Source organism: Alicyclobacillus hesperidum subsp. aegles (assembly GCF_027923525.1).
GTDB lineage: Bacteria > Bacillota > Bacilli > Alicyclobacillales > Alicyclobacillaceae > Alicyclobacillus > Alicyclobacillus aegles.
The window spans coordinates 51,334-69,425 of sequence record NZ_BSBJ01000005.1; the positions used below are offsets into that span (position 1 = coordinate 51,334).

The 18,092-nt window shown below is 53.4% G+C and carries 19 protein-coding genes; all 19 read left to right on the plus strand.

The features are described 5' to 3' along the window. Position 1 precedes the first annotated feature (1 nt). The 19 genes from fliR (at position 2) to QMF38_RS03160 (ending at position 17,999) form a co-directional block, all read left to right on the plus strand. Positions 2-775, plus strand: a complete 774-nt coding sequence (fliR, locus tag QMF38_RS03070; RefSeq protein WP_281758644.1) for a flagellar biosynthetic protein FliR — start codon at positions 2-4, stop codon at positions 773-775. After that, positions 772-1,860 (plus strand): flagellar biosynthesis protein FlhB, encoded by a 1,089-nt coding sequence (gene flhB / locus QMF38_RS03075; protein ID WP_281758645.1) that lies wholly within the window; start codon positions 772-774, stop codon positions 1,858-1,860. The genes fliR and flhB overlap by 4 nt, the downstream gene beginning before the upstream one ends. Before the next feature lie 5 nt (positions 1,861-1,865). Beyond that, positions 1,866-3,914 (plus strand): flagellar biosynthesis protein FlhA, encoded by a 2,049-nt coding sequence (gene flhA, locus QMF38_RS03080; RefSeq protein WP_281758646.1) that lies wholly within the window; start codon positions 1,866-1,868, stop codon positions 3,912-3,914. After that, positions 3,911-5,158: a flagellar biosynthesis protein FlhF gene (gene flhF, locus QMF38_RS03085; RefSeq protein WP_281758647.1), complete on the plus strand. Its 1,248-nt coding sequence runs from the start codon at positions 3,911-3,913 to the stop codon at positions 5,156-5,158. Before flhA ends, flhF begins: the two co-directional genes overlap by 4 nt. Continuing rightward, positions 5,151-6,095: a MinD/ParA family protein gene (locus QMF38_RS03090; protein ID WP_281758648.1), complete on the plus strand. Its 945-nt coding sequence runs from the start codon at positions 5,151-5,153 to the stop codon at positions 6,093-6,095. The genes flhF and QMF38_RS03090 overlap by 8 nt, the downstream gene beginning before the upstream one ends. Positions 6,096-6,099: 4 nt before the next feature. Continuing rightward, positions 6,100-6,687 carry a CheB methylesterase domain-containing protein gene (locus QMF38_RS03095; RefSeq protein WP_198146666.1) on the plus strand — a complete coding sequence of 196 codons (588 nt, stop codon included), beginning with the start codon at positions 6,100-6,102 and terminating at the stop codon, positions 6,685-6,687. 16 nt (positions 6,688-6,703) lie between these two features. Next, complete coding sequence (locus QMF38_RS03100) at positions 6,704-8,701, plus strand: chemotaxis protein CheA (RefSeq protein WP_281758649.1); 1,998 nt, start codon at positions 6,704-6,706, stop codon at positions 8,699-8,701. A 22-nt stretch (positions 8,702-8,723) separates the two neighbouring features. Then, positions 8,724-9,194: a chemotaxis protein CheW gene (locus tag QMF38_RS03105; protein ID WP_058094962.1), complete on the plus strand. Its 471-nt coding sequence runs from the start codon at positions 8,724-8,726 to the stop codon at positions 9,192-9,194. Continuing rightward, positions 9,191-9,811 carry a chemotaxis protein CheC gene (locus QMF38_RS03110; RefSeq protein WP_281758650.1) on the plus strand — a complete coding sequence of 207 codons (621 nt, stop codon included), beginning with the start codon at positions 9,191-9,193 and terminating at the stop codon, positions 9,809-9,811. The genes QMF38_RS03105 and QMF38_RS03110 overlap by 4 nt, the downstream gene beginning before the upstream one ends. Next, positions 9,804-10,292, plus strand: coding sequence for a chemotaxis protein CheD (locus QMF38_RS03115; RefSeq protein WP_281758651.1), 489 nt, complete (start codon positions 9,804-9,806; stop codon positions 10,290-10,292). The genes QMF38_RS03110 and QMF38_RS03115 overlap by 8 nt, the downstream gene beginning before the upstream one ends. Next, positions 10,293-10,910 carry a hypothetical protein gene (locus QMF38_RS03120; RefSeq protein ID WP_281758652.1) on the plus strand — a complete coding sequence of 206 codons (618 nt, stop codon included), beginning with the start codon at positions 10,293-10,295 and terminating at the stop codon, positions 10,908-10,910. It abuts the gene before it with no gap. Positions 10,911-11,081: 171 nt separating this feature from the next. Further along, positions 11,082-11,780 carry a 30S ribosomal protein S2 gene (gene rpsB / locus QMF38_RS03125; protein WP_040289489.1) on the plus strand — a complete coding sequence of 233 codons (699 nt, stop codon included), beginning with the start codon at positions 11,082-11,084 and terminating at the stop codon, positions 11,778-11,780. Between the two features lie 134 nt (positions 11,781-11,914). Further along, a complete protein-coding gene (gene tsf, locus QMF38_RS03130) occupies positions 11,915-12,568 on the plus strand; it encodes a translation elongation factor Ts (RefSeq protein WP_006447026.1) in 654 nt (217 codons plus the stop codon). An 83-nt stretch (positions 12,569-12,651) separates the two neighbouring features. Next, complete coding sequence (pyrH, locus tag QMF38_RS03135; RefSeq protein ID WP_281758653.1) at positions 12,652-13,386, plus strand: UMP kinase; 735 nt, start codon at positions 12,652-12,654, stop codon at positions 13,384-13,386. Next, on the plus strand, positions 13,379-13,936 hold the full coding sequence (gene frr, locus QMF38_RS03140) for a ribosome recycling factor (RefSeq protein ID WP_006447024.1): 558 nt from the start codon (positions 13,379-13,381) through the stop codon (positions 13,934-13,936). Before pyrH ends, frr begins: the two co-directional genes overlap by 8 nt. A gap of 21 nt (positions 13,937-13,957) precedes the next feature. Further along, positions 13,958-14,731, plus strand: coding sequence for an isoprenyl transferase (locus QMF38_RS03145; RefSeq protein ID WP_232302285.1), 774 nt, complete (start codon positions 13,958-13,960; stop codon positions 14,729-14,731). 10 nt (positions 14,732-14,741) lie between these two features. Continuing rightward, positions 14,742-15,539: a phosphatidate cytidylyltransferase gene (locus tag QMF38_RS03150; protein ID WP_281758654.1), complete on the plus strand. Its 798-nt coding sequence runs from the start codon at positions 14,742-14,744 to the stop codon at positions 15,537-15,539. Between the two features lie 29 nt (positions 15,540-15,568). Further along, entirely contained in the window at positions 15,569-16,723 is a 1,155-nt protein-coding gene (locus QMF38_RS03155) for a 1-deoxy-D-xylulose-5-phosphate reductoisomerase (protein ID WP_281758655.1), read from the plus strand. Between the two features lie 13 nt (positions 16,724-16,736). Beyond that, entirely contained in the window at positions 16,737-17,999 is a 1,263-nt protein-coding gene (locus QMF38_RS03160; RefSeq protein WP_281758813.1) for a M50 family metallopeptidase, read from the plus strand. Positions 18,000-18,092 lie beyond the last annotated feature (93 nt).

The window sequence follows — 18,092 nt, forward strand, 5'->3', positions numbered from 1 at the left end:
AATGAGCGCAATTCTTCAGCATTTTGACTTGTTCGTTCTCATTTCGTTGCGCACTGTGGCGTTCATTGTTGCATCTCCGCTGACGTCTATCCGAGCGTGGCCGACATGGGCAAAAATTGCTTTGGCATTCAGTTTGTCTTATGTGGCCGTGCCCAGTGTATCGGGTAGCGTACCGGATGTGATGCAGAATCCTGGGATGTTCGTTGTCGATGGAATACTAGAGGCGTTTGTCGGGCTGCTACTCGGGTTCTTAGCGACCTGGATTTTCTCGGCAATTTCCATTGCGGGTCAGCTGATTGACATTCAAATTGGCTTTTCAATGGCTACTCTTCTGGCACCTGGGAGTGGTGTGCAGTCTGGACTCATCGGCAATTTCTACAACTTGCTTTTTACACTTTATTTCGTTGGCCTAGGTGGACTCGACGGTCTGATGCTCACCATACTGCAGTCGTTTCACGCAATTCCGGTCGATCACGCTCATTTGCCCGCGAATTGGCCGGCAATATTGCTGCAGCTCATGGGGATGGTGATGGCCCTTGGCGTAGAGATTGCCTTACCTGTACTGGCTGCACTTTTTTTAAGCGACGTGACCTTCGCGTTTCTGTCCCGAGCGGTTCCCCAAATGAATGTGTTCGTCGTTGGGCTGCCAGTTAAGTTGTTCGCTGGGTTGGCGATGTTCGCCATCGTCATGCCAGGAACAGTCTATCTATTTAATCAGGTTTTTATGTTCTTGTTTCGTGAGATGCAATCGTTCATGCAGGTTTTGGGGGGATGACGGTGCGCGTAATGCAATTGCAGAGGTTTGCCGAAGAGCGCACCGAACGCGCCACGCCCAGGCGGCGCGAAGAGGCGCGAAAAGAGGGGCGTGTTGCAAAAAGCCCGGAATTGACGTCCGCGATCGCGCTTGCGGCGCTTTTGGTTGCTTTGCGCGTCGTTGGACCGATGGTCTGGGGACAGTGGGAGAACATTTTTCAACTCGATTTTTCGACATCGCCTCCCAAGACGTGGACAACCGGTACAGTCGAGCAACTTTTGGTCGAGCAGATGATGAGTGCGTTGAAGGCCTTGGCTCCCATCGTCGGTACGGCCCTTGTCATAGGGCTAGCTGTTGCAGTCATGCAGGTGCGTCCGATGCTCACCGTAAAGCAACTTGTCCCGGATTTTTCACGCATTCTCCCTACTGCCGGCTTGAAGCGGTTGTTCAGTGCTTCTTCGCTCGTCGAACTCGGAAAGTCGCTCTCTAAACTTGTGATCGTCGGAGCATTAAGCTATTCCTCCATCTCCCGGATGGCAGGGGAGATCCGAGGATACGGCGACACGGACGTGACCACCATTCCAGCTGTCGTCGGTTCTCTTGTCTTTCAGCTGGGAATTCGTATCGCGGTTGCGATGGTTCTCCTCGCTGCACTCGACTTTGCGTATCAGCGCTACGCGTTTGAGAAAAGTTTGCGGATGACCAAACAGGAAGTTAAAGATGAATGGAAAGATACAGAAGGCAATCCTCAAATCAAATCGACAATACGTAAACGAGCGAGGCAAATCGCGATGCGTCGCATGATGCAGGCGGTTCCCAAAGCGGATGTCGTCGTCACCAACCCTACGCACTTTGCGATCGCGCTCAGGTATGACGGTGCAACGATGACCGCTCCCGAAGTGGTCGCCAAGGGAGCAGACGCGTTGGCGCAGCGGATTAAGGTAGTAGCGTCAGAATCGGGCGTACCCATGGTTGAGAATAAGCCACTTGCGCAGTCGTTGTATCGCATGGTCGATATTGGCGAACAGGTGCCTGCCGAGTTGTATCAGGCAGTTGCGGAAGTGCTGGCGTACGTGTATAGAATGCGTGCTACCGGGCGGAGGTGATGACGATGGCGAAATGGGTGAAACGCACCGATCTGATTGTGATGGTCTTTGTACTCTTCATGATTGTCATGATTGTTATTCCTGTTCCGAAACCGCTGCTCGATGTTCTGATTATCTTAAACATCTTCCTTTCCATGACGATTCTACTTGTTGCAATGAGCGCCAAGGAACCGCTGGAGTTTTCCGTGTTTCCGTCGATGTTATTAATCACAACGCTTTATAGATTGTCGCTCAATATTTCCACGACAAGGCTGATTCTCGGCCAAGGCGATGCTGGTAGCGTCATCAACACTTTTGGCAACTTTGTCATCGGTCAGAATCCAATTGTCGGCTTTATCGTGTTTCTCATCATCATCATCGTGCAGTTTATCGTCATTACCCGCGGCGCGGAGCGCGTAGCGGAAGTGGCGGCACGTTTCACGTTGGATGCGATGCCCGGTAAACAGATTGCTATCGATGCAGATTTGAACGCAGGTTTGATCAACGAGCAAGAGGCAAGGCAGCGGCGTCAGAACATCGAGCGTGAGGCCGACTTTTATGGCGCAATGGACGGTGCGTCCAAGTTTGTCAAAGGTGATGCGATCGCGTCCATTCTTATTGTCGCGATTAACATTGTCGCTGGATTTATCATTGCTGTGGCGATGAAGCACGAGCCGTTTACAAGTGCTTTACACACCTACACCATGTTGTCGGTCGGTGACGGGTTGGTCAGTCAAATACCTGCGTTGCTTTTATCGACCGCGACTGGGTTGATGGTCTCTCGCGCAGTCTCTGATGGCAATATGGGCGATGACGTGGTGCGCCAGGTTTTTGGGTATTCGCGAGCACTGTACATTGTTTCGGGTGCGATTTTGTTGCTCGGGATTGTTACGCCCATCGGGATTTTGCCGGTCTTGCCGATCTCAGGTGGCGCGACGCTTATGGCCAGGCGTTTGCAGGCAAATCGGCGACGCGTCGAAACGAAGGAGAAAGAGGCCAAAGCGCGCGCAGAGCGTGCGGAAACGAAGAAGCCGGAAAACGTATATCAGCTGCTCACGGTGGAGCCTGTTGAATTTGAGTTTGGATATGGCATTATCCCGCTCGTCGATGCCAAACAGGGTGGCGATTTGATGGAACGTGTCGTCATGATTCGACGACAGTTGGCCATCGAATTGGGAATGGTTTTGCCGATGATTCGCATGCGCGACAACGTTCAACTGAAACCGACACAGTACGTCATCAAATTAAAAGGTGTTCAGGTCGCAGAGGGCGAAATTTTAATTGGACACTGGTTGGCGTTAAGTCCTGGCTTGGACAACCCTAACGTACAGGGAATTCCGACGAAGGATCCGACCTTCGGGCTGCCTGCGCTGTGGGTCAACGGCCAGATGAAAATCCAAGCCGAAGCCAGCGGTTATACCGTAGTCGACGCGCCGTCGGTGATCGCCACTCATCTGACTGAGGTCTTGCGCAAGCACGCACATGAGTTGCTCGGCCGGCAAGAGACCAAGGCGTTGCTGGATCATCTTAAAACAAACCACGCTGCAGTGGTCGAAGACGTGTATCCGAGTACGTTATCACTTGGGCAGATACAAAACGTCTTAAGCAATCTTCTCGAAGAAGGAGTATCTATTCGAGATCTCGTTACAATTCTTGAGACCTTGGCCGATGCCGGTCGGCAGACGCAGGATATCGATGTCCTGACCGAGCGCGTACGCCAAGCGCTTGGGCGCCAAATCTGTCATCAGTTCGCTGCGCCCAATGAACCACTGACTGTTCTGACGCTTGCCGCAGAGGTTGAGGGTGAAATTCAACAGGCGCTTGTCGATCACGGCGGAGGAACATTCATCGGCATGGAACCGTCTCGTTCGCAGATGGTGTTCCGCAAAATTCAGGAAGAGATGACGCGCCTGCAAAGCATGGGGAAATCCCCTATCTTGGTCGTCCATCCGCGTTTGCGTTTGCCGTTCCGTCGTTGGATCAGTCGCTACATTCCGGATTTGCCTGTGTTGTCTTTTAGCGAGCTCGACCCGAGCGTTCAGATACAAAGTGGGGGCGTGGTGAATCTGACATGATTGTCCGACGGTATGTGGTCAAGGATATGCCAGAAGCCGTTGTCTCGATTCGCAAAGAATTAGGTAAAGACGCGGTCATTTTGAGCACGAAGAAAATTCGTGTGCGCAAGTGGTTAGGATTGCGCTGGCAAACTCGGATTGAGGTTACCGCCGCCGCGGGATCTGACATTCCGCTCGCGCAGCAGGTCGTTATGGAAAGGCGCAACACCACAGGCACGGACCCGGTCCCGCGGGTGCAGGATGAAAATACACAAGGTCTGGCGCAAGACGCTATGGCCTTTACCGCGAGTATGCGACAGGCCGCGGCGGCGTACCAAAGCAGTGAAAGTAAACGTGAATATCAGAATGTGGAACGATCCATGGACTTATCTGTGGTGCTTCAAGAACTTGCTGCGTTAAAAACTTTACTTGCCGAACGCCGTGAACCAGCACTCACAGCATCTGACACTGAGGGGCGAACACTTGAAGTATCCTTGCAAGCCTATTTAGAAGAAGAAGGGATCCAACGGCAGCACGGCAAGCGTTGGGCACAAACAATGCTCAAAGCTTATCCTCATGTCTCGTCATTGGCGGAAGCATTGCCTTTACTTGCGCGTGTCATTATATCGGACCTTGCGGAGCTGTCGCAGCCTGCCCCGATTCGCAAAGAGAGCAGGGTAGTCGCCTTTATAGGTCCCACTGGCGTAGGTAAGACGACAACCATCGCGAAAATTGCCGCTTTGCATGTACTCGCAGGGCAACGTCGGGTGGGACTTTTAACGACAGATACGTTTCGTATCGCTGCCGTTCAACAACTGCAAACCTATGCCGAAATCCTCAATGTTCCATTGGCTGTTGCCGATGGCGATGACGAGTTGTCGGCGGCATTGGCGGAATTGGAAGCGTGTGACTTAATTCTGGTCGATACCGCTGGCCGCAACTTTCGCAAGCAAGAAGTGATTGAATCAACGCGTCGACTGTTGCGGTCAATAGAGCCCGACGAAGTGGTTCTTGTACTCGCGCTGACGAGTAAGGCATCGGATTGCCGACGTGTCGCCGAACTGTGTAAGCCGCTCGGTGTGGATAAGCTGGTGTTTACAAAGCTCGATGAGACGCAGTCGGTTGGCGTCATCCCAGACCTCGTTGCAACCTTTGAGACTCCGGTTGCCTGTGTGACAACGGGTCAAAACGTGCCGGATGACATCGATATCATCTCTATCGAACAGCTGTTGAGCCGTTGGCAGGGAGGTGAGGGAGATGGCTGATCAAGCCTCCAGGTTGCGTAAACAAATGGAACTCTGGCGGCCATCATCCGAATCTACCGCCATGCCAGCGATGAAAGACTTGTCTCGCCCCGCCGTTCAGCCAGCGCGCGTGATCGCCGTTGCAAGCGGCAAGGGTGGTGTCGGCAAGTCCAACTTTTGTGTCAATTTTGGCCTTGCCTTGGTACAGCGTGGCCTACGCGTCGTCGTCATCGATGCGGATGTCGGGTTTGCGAATGTCGAAGTGTTGTTAAATATCGCGCCTGCACACAGCCTGCTCGATCTGCTTGAGAACCGCCGCTTGGAGGATATTGTCGAACAATCTCCTTACGGTTTGTCGTTTGTGTCAGGTGGGAGTGGCTTGTTCAAGGAGTCGATCTTTGACCACCCGGAAGCCGACCGCTTGATGCGCGATTTGCAAACACTGTGTAGCTTGTACGATGTCGTATTGTTCGACTGTGCTGCAGGTGCGGATTCTATGATTCGCCGAATCGCCGCCACGTGTGATGACTTCGTTATGGTCGTCACTCCGGAACCGACTTCGCTAACCGACAGTTATTCGTTGCTCAAGTGGCTGGCCGGGGCCGGCGTTTCCGTCTCGCCCAAAGTGGTGGTCAATCGCGTGCACTCGCTGGCGGAGGGTCATGAGACCACGCAGCGTTTGCAGCTTGCGGCGGGGAAATTCCTCGCGATTGAGGTTGCCAGTTTGGGATATGTGATGGACGACAGCGCGATTGTACAGGCCGTCATGCGTCAGGTGCCGCTCATGATTCACAGCGCCAACAGTCGTGCAGCTTTGTGTTATCGACAGATTGCGGATCGCTATTTGCAACTGAAAACCGGCGACGTGCCTCGAAGTTCGACGGGGCTAGGATTTTTTGAACGGCTTTTTGCTGTTCGCCGAAGGTGGCCATTTCGCGGCGGTGATCAAGGTGGCTGACAATGTGCACACGCTTATCCTGGTTGGCGCCTCCACGGGCGGTCCGAAAGCACTCACTGAACTGTTCGCGCATCTGCCCTGCTTCCCTGGTGTGGCGTGTTGCGTGGTGCAACACATGCCTGCCGGCTTTACATACAACCTAGCGAAAAGGTTAAACGATCTCTCTGCGTGGCGCGTCGCGGAAGGTGTAGACGGTGGCGTGATTGAGGCCGGAGGGGCATATGTAGCCCCTGGTGGCTGTCAGATGCGAATCGAAGAGTCGGGAGCGGCGTTGCGGATGTCTGTGCAGAGGGAAGTCGGCGGGCATCTGCATCAACCGTCGGTCGATGTGTTGTTTGCATCGGCTGTGGCGCTTTCCTATAAGGTTAGGCTATTTGGTGTGATTTTGACGGGGATGGGTCGGGACGGCGCCGTCGGGCTCAAGGCGATTCGCGAACGAGGTGGCTTTACGATAGCGGAGGGGCCTGAGACAGCGACAATTTACGGAATGCCACGTGCGGCCTGGGAATCCGGTGCTGCAGCAGTTCGTCTCCCACTGCATGAAATTCCCGCCTGCTTAATTGAGCAAGTCCACTTTGCTAATGGTCGTTGAACAGGGAGGAACGAGGGTGGATATCAGTCAATATCTTGATTCGTTTTTAGCAGAGTCTGAAGACAATCTGGCGACACTAGATGATCTTTGCCTCGCCTTAGAACGCGATGGCGCAAGCGATGATACACTGGCCGCGATGTTCCGCGCTGCCCACACCCTTAAGGGCATGAGCGCGACTATGGGATTTATGGCAATGGCCGATTTGACGCATCACATGGAAGACGCGTTGGGCCACATACGCAACCATCCAACGGAGTTTCAACCGTCGGTCGTCGATACGTTGTTGGCTGCCATCGACGCTTTGACCGCCAATCTCGATCAGATTCGCGACCGTGGATCTGAAGAAGGGATCGATCACGGTGCCATCTTACAGCGCCTGGAAGCCGTCGTCGAAGGTCAGAATTCCAACTCTGTGGAGCGGTCAACGGAGGCGGGGCCGCCGGCGGCCTTTCGGGATCGAGTGGCGGAAATCCTGCGTTCCGGGCGCGAACCGCTGGTGATCCAAGTCGCCTTTGCCCCGGAGTGCACGATGAAGGCTGTGCGGTTGCTGATGGTCGAGCGTGCCGTTGAGTCGTTTGGCGAGTGCGCTGCGGTCTATCCGGATGTGCAAGCGCTCGAAGCGGATGCTGATGCGTCAACGGCGTATCTTGCCATGTTGGTCGCACATGAAGATGCAGACGCACTACTTACGGCCATTCGGGAGGTCTCAGAGATTGCGGCGGCCACGGTCGTCGAGTTGGAAAGCATCGTATCGGCGAGTGGTGAGCGCGAAATGAACCAAGCACGTCAGGAGACGGCTGCGACGGTTGCGGTCGCCACAGCCAACGAAACGCCCGCGAACCGTGCGGCTGCACCAAGTACCGGCGGCAAAGTGCGAGATCAAACGTTGCGCGTACCGGTGTCGCGGATCGATGAGTTTATGAACGTGTTGAGCGAACTTGTCATTGCCAAAACGCGTCTGGAATTGTTGGCGCAACATGGGGATCATGCATTGCGCGAAGTGACAGAGCAAATCGCTCGGTTGACCAGTTCATTGCAAGACGGCGTGATGCAAATGCGCATGATGCCAGTGGAATCGCTCTTTCAACGTTTTCCTCGCATGATGCGCGATTTGCAAAAAACGTTAGGCCGTGAGTTTGAGTTTGTTATGACTGGCTTAGAGACGGAGATGGACCGTACGGTCATGGACGAAATGGGCGAGGCTCTGGTACACCTCTTGCGCAACGCGGCCGACCATGGTCTCGAGCCTCCAGAAGTGCGTGAACGGAATGGGAAACCGCGCAAAGGTACGATTCGCTTGTCCGCTTATGCGAGTGGTGGACACGTATATCTGGAAGTCGCAGACGATGGGGCAGGCATTGATCGCGATCGCGTACTCAATTCAGCTATTGGCAAGGGCTTGGTCGACGAGCGCAGCGCTCAGAATTGGACGGATGCGCAGGTGTACGACTTGCTGTTTGCGTCTGGTTTTAGCACAGCCGAGAAAGTATCCGACATCTCGGGCCGAGGCGTTGGACTTGACGCCGTGCGTGGCAAAGTGGAGTCCCTTGGCGGCGATATCCGCGTGGAATCTGTGCCAGGGCAGGGAACGACGTTTGTGATTGAACTGCCATTGACCTTGGCCATTTTACCGGCAATGCTTGTTCAGCTTGACAACTATATCTATGCAATTCCTACAGGCAGTGTCGAAGAGGTGGCAAGGCTGTCAGCTGAAGACATCGACTCGATACAAGAGCAACCGGTGTATCGCTACCGCGATGGGGTTGTACCAATTGTCGATCTCGGCGATCGGTTCTTCGACACCCCCTGCCGCGGAGACTATCCGTGGAATGCTGTGATTTGCAAAGAGGGTAAGCGCCGGCTGGCCTTGATTGTCGATGACATTGTTGATGAATTGGAAATTGTAAACAAACCCTTGGGGCGGTATTTAGAACAAGTCGAGATGTTTTCTGGTGCGACCATCCTCGGAGATGGCCGTGTGGCGCTCATCATCGATGTTCGCCAACTATTTTGATCGATGGGAGAGTTGAGAAACCATGGCTCAGCAGTATGTTGTGATGAAGATGGGAAAAGAGTTGTACGGAGCTCCTGTCATGCAGGTTGTCTCTGTTGAGCGAATGATGGATATCACACCCGTTCCGAGGACGCTTCCGTTCATCAAAGGCGTCGTCAATCTGCGGGGTACGGTCACTCCTGTCATCGATTTGCGTGAACGGGTGGGATTGTCGGCAACAGAGCGGTTGGATTCGGACGCTATGCGCATTGTCATTGTCGAAGTCGATGCGATGTTGGTCGGCATGATTGTCGATAGCGTTGAAGATGTCGTGACGGTCGATGAATCTCAGGTGTCGGCGCCGCCAGAAGTCGTTGGGGGATTGCGTGCTGTTTATTTGCACGGCGTGGCTCAGCTTGATGAAAGGCTGCTCGTCTTGCTCAACGTGAACCGCATTTTGTCCGACGTGGAAGTTGATCAACTACGCGAAGTGGAAAAGCGGGTTCACGGATGAGACGATTGCATGTCGATCCAGTGACGCTGGATGCTTTGCGGGAGTTTGGGAATATCGGTGCGGGACATGCAGCGACGGCCCTGTCAACGCTTTTGAGCGGACGGGTCAAGATGTCTGTAACGGATGCACGACTTTGTCCATTTTCAGAAATCGTCGACGTGGTTGGGGGCGGAGAAACCATCGTCGCAGCCGTGTTCATTCGAATATTTGGCACGATTTCTGGAAATATGTTTGTGCTGATGTCATTGCCAAGTGCGGATCGGTTGTTGGAGCGGTTGCTGCCGGCTCCGAGAAAAGCTCAGGAGTACACAGAGTTAGAGCAATCCGCGATCGCGGAAGTCGGCAATATCCTGTCGGGTGCCTACGTCGCAGCGATTTCGGATCTGTGTGGGATTTCGCTGAACCAATCCACTCCCGCGGTCGCGATCGACATGGCGGCGGCTCTCTTGGATATTGGCCTGATGATGAGCGGTGACGAGGAGAATCAGGCGATTCTCATCAGTACGTCTCTGGTCCACGACGGCAATAACATCGATGCATACTTCTTTCTCTTGCCGGATCTCGACGGAACAGAGGTATTACTCGATATTCTGCGAGGGAAAATACGGCATGGTTGACGAGAAGGAACAGATTCGCATCGGGATCGCAGAAGGGGCTATTTTAGCGATTCCCGGGACGTTGATGACGGCAGGCCTCGGCTCATGCGTGGGATTGGTTATCTATGATGATTCGCGTCTGTTGGCGGGTATGGTGCACATTATGCTGCCAGAGAGTCCGCACGGACGGCCATCTCACCCGCAAAAGTACGCCGACACTGGGATCGCGTGGTTATACGAAAGGCTGATGGAGCACGGGGCGAGCCACACGCATTTGCGCGCGAAGTATGCCGGGGGGGCCCAGATGTTTCAGGCGTTACAAATGGAAGCCTTGAGAATTGGCGAGCGCAATGTTCGAGCAGTATCCATGCATTTGGAGCGCCTGCGCATCCCTGTCCTCGGTGCTGATGTTGGGGGGAACGTCGGCCGTACCGTATGGTTTGAGTTGCCTTCCCGGCGCTATCTCATCCGCACCGCACGCGGCGATGAACGTCAAATGTAGTTGACGAGTAACCCTCAATCGAAAGGAGGCGGCCATCTGATCGAGACGGTTATACTAGCCATTGTCTGCGTGATACTTGTACTCATTCTATATGTTGTGACGGGCGGTTGGCGCAAATATCGTGGGGTGCGCGGCTTTTTTCAGTGGATTCGCGAAGGTATGACGACGACAAACAACTTTGCGTCGGGAGCATCGCGGCAACAGACAGGTGAACATTCGTCTGCAGATGCCGGCGTAGCGGAGGCTATTGCGGTACTACGTGATATGTACACAGAATTCGACGAGAAGTATCATGACTTGGCCAAGCGGATAGATCGGCTGGAGCAAATGTTAGGGACATGGATGCATGACCAGCCTTCCGTCGTACAAACTCTCGATGAAGTATCCGCAGCCAATAGTACGGAAGCGATGGCTACCGAGCAGGAAACGATCGATGAAGGGAAAAGTCTTAGGGTTACCTCTGACTCAAGTTCAGAGGCTGTGTATTTCTCCATTCTGGATATGTTAAATTCGGGTGCTACGTACGCACAGATTCGTGCGCAGCTCGGTGTTACCGACGAGCAGATTGAGGTCGTGAAATCCTTACTGGCCGGCGGTCCGTCACAACGCAAAGACTAGTGTTTGCAACTGGTTGCCGAATTTTGCGGAACTGTGCTATATTATTCAGCAGTGCAATGGCCCACTTACGTGGAGTACACACGAGCGACGACACATAGTCAGGTGCCCCGTGTTAAGGGTTGGCTGTGTGAATGAGTTGTTCGGCGGCCAAACACAAAGGAGGAAGTTAGCTTGGCGATTATTTCAATGAAACAATTGCTGGAGGCCGGAGTCCATTTCGGTCACCAAACGCGTCGTTGGAATCCAAAAATGGCGCGTTACATTTTTACTGAACGCAATGGGATTTACATCATCGACCTGCAAAAGACGGTTCGGAAAGTCGAGGAAGCGTACAACTTTGTTCGCGAACTAGCAGCTTCCGGTGAAACTATTCTTTTTGTGGGTACGAAGAAGCAAGCACAAGAAGCTGTTAAAGAAGAAGCTGAGCGTTGCAACATGTTTTATGTGAACCAGCGTTGGCTCGGGGGAACGCTCACGAACTTTAATACCATTCAAAAGCGGATCCGCAGGTTGCAAGAGCTGGAGCGGATGGAGCAGGATGGAACGTTTGATGTGCTTCCCAAGAAGGAAGTTATTCTTTTGAGAAAAGAAGCGGAGCGCCTCGAGAAATTCCTCGGCGGTATTAAAGGCATGACGAAGATGCCAGGGGCGATGTTCGTGATCGACCCACGCAAGGAACGCATCGCGGTTGCTGAGGCTCATAAATTAGGAATTCCAATCGTGGCCATTGTCGATACGAATTGCGATCCAGACGAAATCGACTATGTCATTCCTGGAAATGACGACGCGATTCGTGCTGTTCGCCTGTTGACCGGAAAGATGGCTGATGCGGTGCTGGAAGGTACGCAAGGAGAAGAAACCACCGCGTGATGCAACGCGAAGGGTGGCGGGTGCATGGCGCTCTCGTCACCTTTTTTGTGTCGGCATTGGCTCTACACGTAGTCCGGCATCGCGTACAATTCGCTTGTCGGCAATCTCGGAGAATTTAGGAGGAAATTGCGGATATGGCAGAAATCACAGCAGCTATGGTAAAAGAACTTCGTGAGAAGACGGGCGCGGGCATGATGGACTGCAAAAAGGCACTGACCGAGGCGGACGGAAACATGGAACGCGCAATGGAAGTGCTCCGTGAACGCGGCTTGGCATCTGCGGCGAAAAAGGCTGGACGAGTTGCTGCAGAAGGGCTCGTCGAGTCCTATATTCACGGCGGTGGACGGATTGGCGTTCTGGTCGAGGTCAACTGCGAAACGGACTTTGTTGCCAAGAACGACGATTTCCGCACATTCGTAAAGGACATTGCGATGCATATCGCGGCGGCAAACCCGCTGTACGTTCGACGCGAGGAAGTGCCAGCTGAAGTGGTTCAAAAGGAACGTGAGATTCTGCGGGCTCAGACGCTCAACGAAGGACGTCCGGAAAACATCGTAGACAAGATTGTCGACGGGCGAATCGATAAATTCTTCAAAGAGAATTGCCTGATGGAACAAATGTTTGTAAAAGATCCTGACAAGTCGATCGAGACGCTGCTGAAGGAGAAAATTGCAACCATTGGTGAGAACATTTCTATTCGGCGCTTTGCTCGTTTCGTCGTCGGGGAAGGTATTGAAAAACAGGAGTCGAACTTCGTAGAAGAAGTCATGGCGCAAGTTCGTCAATGAACGACCAAGAGCGAGGGGACACATGGGTGTTCCCTCGCGTTCCGTCTGGTAGCAACATCCTAGAAGACAATGGAGGGGCGCGCGTGACGACACCGAAGTATCGGCGTATCGTGTTGAAAATTAGCGGTGAGGCACTGGCGGGCGACCATGGTTTTGGTATCGATCCGGCTGTGATTCGCAACATTGCGCGTCAAATTACAGAGGTTGCGCAATTACATGTACAAATCGCCGTTGTGGTAGGCGCAGGTAACATCTGGCGAGGGGCGGCCGGGAGCCAGATGGGTATGGATCGTGCCACGGCTGATTATATGGGGATGTTGGCGACGGTCATGAATGCGTTGGCTCTTCAGGATGCGCTTGAAAAAATGGGCGTGGCAACACGCGTTCAAAGTTCGATTCATATGTCTGAAGTGGCCGAACCCTATATTCGCCGGCGAGCGATTCGCCATTTGGAAAAAGGCCGTGTCGTCATCTTTGCCGGGGGCACGGGCAACCCGTTTTTCTCCACAGATACAACTGCGGCGTTGCGCGCCGCCGAGATCGAAGCAGAAGTTATTCTGATGGCCAAGAATGGTGTTGACGGTGTTTATACGGCAGACCCGCAAAAGGATCCGACGGCGACCAAATATTCGGAGCTCGACTTCATGCAGGTCTTGAACGAGGGGTTGGGGGTTATGGATTCGACCGCGGCCTCGCTATGTATGGACAACGATATTCCTTTGTTGGTCTTTGCGCTGAATGAGGAAGGTAATATTCGGCGCGCAGTGCTTGGTGAGAAGATTGGCACGATTGTCGGAAAGGGTGACCCGAATGCGTGAACAATTGATTTCGAACGTGCAGGAGCGCATGGATAAGGCGGTTCAAAATCTCCGTCGCGAATTTGCGTCGGTACGTGCTGGCCGAGCCACACCAGCCATGCTGGATAAGGTGCTGGTGGATTACTACGGTTCGCAAATGCCGGTCAATCAAGTGGCCAGCGTGACCACGCCGGAGCCGCGCCTGCTCGTGATCTCTCCCTGGGAGAAATCGATGCTCAGCGAGATCGAAAAGGCGATTCAAAAATCCGACTTGGGTTTGAACCCTTCGAACGACGGGACCGTCATTCGATTAACCGTACCTGCGCTCACAGAGGAGCGCCGACAGGAACTTGTGAAGCAGGTTCGAAAGTTGGCGGAGGAAGCACGTGTGGCGATTCGCAACGTCCGCCGCGACGGAAACGATGAATTGAAGAAGTTGGAGAAAAACGGTGATGTTTCCGAAGACGAGGTTCGTCGTCTGATGGACAAGATTCAACAAATTACGGATAAGTGTATTGCACAGGTCGACAGTCTGTTGGAAGATAAGGAGAAGGACGTGACGCAGGTCTAAAGTCCGACGTTGCTGAGGGGGATGCCAGACTTGTTTAAAAGTTTTGGGCGCGGTCAAAGAACCAGTGCAACCACAGTCGAGCATCCGGCGCTCCAGGTCAAACCGAGGCACATTGGCATTATCATGGATGGTAATGGCCGTTGGGCCAAGAAGCGAGGATTGCCCCGTATGGCTGGACACCATGCGGGCATGCTGGCGATGCGTGAGGCCATACGAGCGTGTGACGATTTTGGAATTGAATGTGTTACGTTATATGCGTTCTCAACCGAAAATTGGAAGAGACCGGTTGCCGAAGTGGAGTATTTAATGCGCCTGCCGGAACAGTTTTTCCGAAATGAGATCGATGAATTGATCAAACGTGGTGTCAAGATTCGGTTCCTAGGCGACACTTCGCGGCTACCTTCTTATACGCAGGAAACGGTTCGCACCTCGATGCAGCGAACCGAGCACAACACCGGCATGACGGTGAACTTTGCGCTGAATTATGGCGGGCGAACGGAACTGATGTCGGCCATTGAGCGGTACGCGAAGGAAGTTGCCGAGGGGCGTGCGACGGTAGGTGACCTGACGGAAGCGAAGTTTGATCGTTACCTCGATACGGCGGGCTTACCTCCTCTCGACCTGATTATACGAACAAGCGGTGAAATCCGTCTGAGCAACTTCTTGCTTTGGCAAGCGGCGTACGCGGAATTGTGGTTCACAGAAGTGCTGTGGCCAGATTTCACACGGGATGATCTGTTCCAGGCAATTTCCGATTATGGAAAGCGCAAACGCCGTTTTGGCGCCATCGAGTAGGTGTCCGCTTATGTTGAAGCAGCGGGTTATCACAGCTGTGATCGCAGGTTTAGTTGTGTTGTTCGTGTTGCTCTTTGGCGGTACAATCGGCTGGCGCTGGCTGGTGTGGATGTGCACCGTGGCCGGCGTCGTCGAGTTTTCTGTGATGTTTGGACGTCGTTGGTATGGTCCTCCCACTGTGTTTGGAGCTCTGCTCGTCACTTTGATCGAGTGGTTTCCACACGCACTGTATCACCCGTTTCTACTGTACCTAATTGTTGCAATTGTTTTTGCTGTCCCGGTTTTCACGAGAAGCCCTGCGGATTTGAAGCCGTTTTCGATGCTGGTGTTTGGGGCTTTGTACATCGGAGCGGGTGGCTTTGCACTCGTCGGGATTCGAGAGCTTCCGGTGGGTTGGTTCTGGCTATGGCTTTTCTTGATTTCAATATGGATGTCGGATACGGCCGCGTATTTCGTTGGTAGGTTTTTAGGCGGGCCAAAATTACTGCCTGCCATCAGTCCGGGAAAGACCATCAGTGGGATGGTCGGCGGAATTGTTGGAGCGGCGGTTGGGGCATGTGTATTTGGGTGGATTGCCCATCCGATGCATGTCGGTATGTATGCGTTACTCGGTGCGCTCATATCCGTAACCGGACAGCTGGGCGATTTAATAGAAAGTGCCTACAAGCGATCCGCTGGTGTAAAGGATTCTGGCAAGTTGCTCCCGGGGCACGGGGGGCTATTGGATCGGATCGACAGCTTACTGTTTGCAGCGCCGTTCGCACTGTGGATGGTCGAGATTGGTTTGCATGGATGGTTCGGCGTTTGACCGGTTCGACAGGCGGAGGTTGATTGGGTATGACATATGTAACTATTTTAGGAAGTACTGGGGCAATTGGAACTCGCACCCTTGAAGTGCTTTCCGCATTGGGAGATACATATCAGGTGGCCGGACTTGCCGCGGGCCACAACGTCGAATTATTGGCAGAGCAAATCCGCCGTTTTCATCCACAGATTGTCGCAGTTGCGGACGACGATGCAAGGCAGCGACTGCTTGCACTTTTGAACACAGCGGATGCGCCTGAGGTACTTGTCGGTGACGAGGGGTTGCTTGCTTGCGCAAGTATGCCTGCGCAGGTGGTTGTCAATGCCGTGATGGGCGCCCGAGGCATTTTGCCGGCCATGGCCGTCGTGCGCCGGGGTGCACGCCTGGCGCTTGCGAACAAAGAATGTCTGGTCGCCGCAGGGACTTTCATCATGCGCGAAGCGATCGCGGCAAACGCTGAGATCGTACCTGTTGACAGTGAGCACTGTGCTTTGCACCAATGTATGCAAAGTGGTCGGCCTTCGGAGGTCCGACGCTGGATTTTAACAGCTTCGGGTGGACCATTTCGGACATGGCCCCGCGAGCGTTTGGCATCCGTGACGGTCGCCGATGCGCTGAAACATCCCAACTGGAACATGGGTAAGAAGATCACGGTCGACAGTGCGACGATGATGAATAAAGGGCTGGAAGTCATTGAAGCGCATCATTTGTTTGCCGCGCCATATGATAAGATAGCTGTGCTTGTACACCCTGAGAGCATCGTGCACTCACTTGTCGAGTATGAAGATGGTTCACTCATGGCGCAGTTGGCAACGCACGACATGCGATTGCCCATCCAATATGCCGTGACATATCCGGAGCGCGTTGATCTGTCTTGGCCAAGGCTCGACCTTGCCGAAATTGGTCGGCTGACCTTTGAGGAGCCGGATTTCGAGAAGTTTCCCGCTCTTCGGTTGGCGATGGATGCGGGACGTGCCGGCGGTTATGCGCCTTGTGTCTTGAACGCCGCGAACGAGGTGGCTGTAGACGCGTTTTTGCGAAACCAGATTTCATATTCGCGGATCGCGTCACTTGTTGCGGATGTACTCGACGATTTGCATTCAGGATCACCGTCGTCCATTGAAGACGTTTTGCACATGGATGGACTGGCACGGGAACGAGCGCGACTCTTATTGACGAAGGGTTGATGACGGATTGCCAATGGTAGCGCACCTCGAATTCTATCTGGAGGCGGCTGTCGCCATCGTTTTGGTTTTTGCCGTCTGTATCACGCTGCACGAGTTTGGGCATTTTTATGTGGCGAAGAAATGCGGTGTGGCGGTTCCGGTATTTGCTATTGGCTTTGGCCCGAAGTTGTGTCGGTTCAAGCGCGGTGGCACAGAGTACTCGGTGCGCCTGTTTCCGCTTGGCGGTTTCGTGCAAATGGCCGGCGAGGCACCTCAGGAAGCTTGGTTTCCCGTAGGGCAACCTGTTGCCTTTCGTGTCAATGAGTTTGGCGAAATTGTTGCGCTTGGTGATGTCAAGGATTTGCCTGACGCCGAGGTGGGGACGGTACGCAAAGCCGATTTGACAGATGCTCTTGAAATGACCATTCAGACAGCGCAAGGGGTGCGCACGTATCCTGTTCGCCCGTACGCGCGCGTAATGCTCAATGCACGTTCGTCCGTGCCGATTGTCGAAAAGCATGAACAAGTTGTGGGAAAACCATTGTGGCAGCGGGCCGCTATCATTCTGGCGGGACCTGTAATGAATTTGCTTTTGGCTGGTTTCCTGTTTTCTGCCGTCAACACATACACAGGTGTACCGACGACGACAATCGGGACGGTCGAATCACACATGCCGGCACAGGCAGCCGGGTTACGCGTCGGGGATCGGATCGCTCAGGTTGATAATCAGCCAATCCACTCGTGGGGCGATCTGGTGAACGTCGTGGGGCGCAACGGCTATCGCAACGGACAGCCACAACCACTTCACGTCGTTGCCGTGCGTAACGGAGTGGCGCAAGATGTAACGGTTACGCCGAAGATGGTTGACGGGACACCGATTATTGGAATTGACGCGCAAGTATCACATAATCCCGTGCACACGGTGCCTGCTGGTTTCTCGGCCTTGGGTCGCGATATTGCACTTACCATACACGGCTATGTCGGTCTCTTTGTGCACCATCAATTCCAAACATTGTCCGGGCCAGTTGGTATTGCACATGTGATTACACAGCAATTGCGATTTGGTTTTTGGAATGTCGTTGCCGTGGCAGGTGCGTTAAGTCTTGGTTTAGGGTTGTTTAATCTGCTGCCCATTCCTGCTCTAGATGGTGGACGATTGCTTTTTATGGTTATTGAGTTGATTCGGGGAAGGCGTGTCGACCCTGAAAAAGAAGGCTTTGTTCATTTCGTCGGTTTCGCATTAGTGATGCTCTTCGCTGTCGTGATCACATACCGCGATGTGAAGCATCTTTTTTAAGGGATCCTTTTCTTTAGTCACAAAAACAGGGACGAGCGTTTCGCCCCTGTTTTGCGTTTCTTTGAATTACTAAGGTGCACTGGAGGGTCTGTT

Coding starts and splice junctions, on each gene's coding strand:
- fliR (WP_281758644.1), top strand. CDS start 2: ATGAGCGCAATTCTTCAGCATTTTGACTTGTTCGTTCTCATTTCGTTG.
- flhB (WP_281758645.1), top strand. CDS start 772: ATGACGGTGCGCGTAATGCAATTGCAGAGGTTTGCCGAAGAGCGCACC.
- flhA (WP_281758646.1), top strand. CDS start 1,866: ATGGCGAAATGGGTGAAACGCACCGATCTGATTGTGATGGTCTTTGTA.
- flhF (WP_281758647.1), top strand. CDS start 3,911: ATGATTGTCCGACGGTATGTGGTCAAGGATATGCCAGAAGCCGTTGTC.
- QMF38_RS03090 (WP_281758648.1), top strand. CDS start 5,151: ATGGCTGATCAAGCCTCCAGGTTGCGTAAACAAATGGAACTCTGGCGG.
- QMF38_RS03105 (WP_058094962.1), top strand. CDS start 8,724: ATGGCTCAGCAGTATGTTGTGATGAAGATGGGAAAAGAGTTGTACGGA.
- QMF38_RS03110 (WP_281758650.1), top strand. CDS start 9,191: ATGAGACGATTGCATGTCGATCCAGTGACGCTGGATGCTTTGCGGGAG.
- QMF38_RS03115 (WP_281758651.1), top strand. CDS start 9,804: ATGGTTGACGAGAAGGAACAGATTCGCATCGGGATCGCAGAAGGGGCT.
- tsf (WP_006447026.1), top strand. CDS start 11,915: ATGGCAGAAATCACAGCAGCTATGGTAAAAGAACTTCGTGAGAAGACG.
- frr (WP_006447024.1), top strand. CDS start 13,379: ATGCGTGAACAATTGATTTCGAACGTGCAGGAGCGCATGGATAAGGCG.
- QMF38_RS03145 (WP_232302285.1), top strand. CDS start 13,958: ATGCCAGACTTGTTTAAAAGTTTTGGGCGCGGTCAAAGAACCAGTGCA.
- QMF38_RS03150 (WP_281758654.1), top strand. CDS start 14,742: ATGTTGAAGCAGCGGGTTATCACAGCTGTGATCGCAGGTTTAGTTGTG.
- QMF38_RS03155 (WP_281758655.1), top strand. CDS start 15,569: ATGACATATGTAACTATTTTAGGAAGTACTGGGGCAATTGGAACTCGC.
- QMF38_RS03160 (WP_281758813.1), top strand. CDS start 16,737: ATGGTAGCGCACCTCGAATTCTATCTGGAGGCGGCTGTCGCCATCGTT.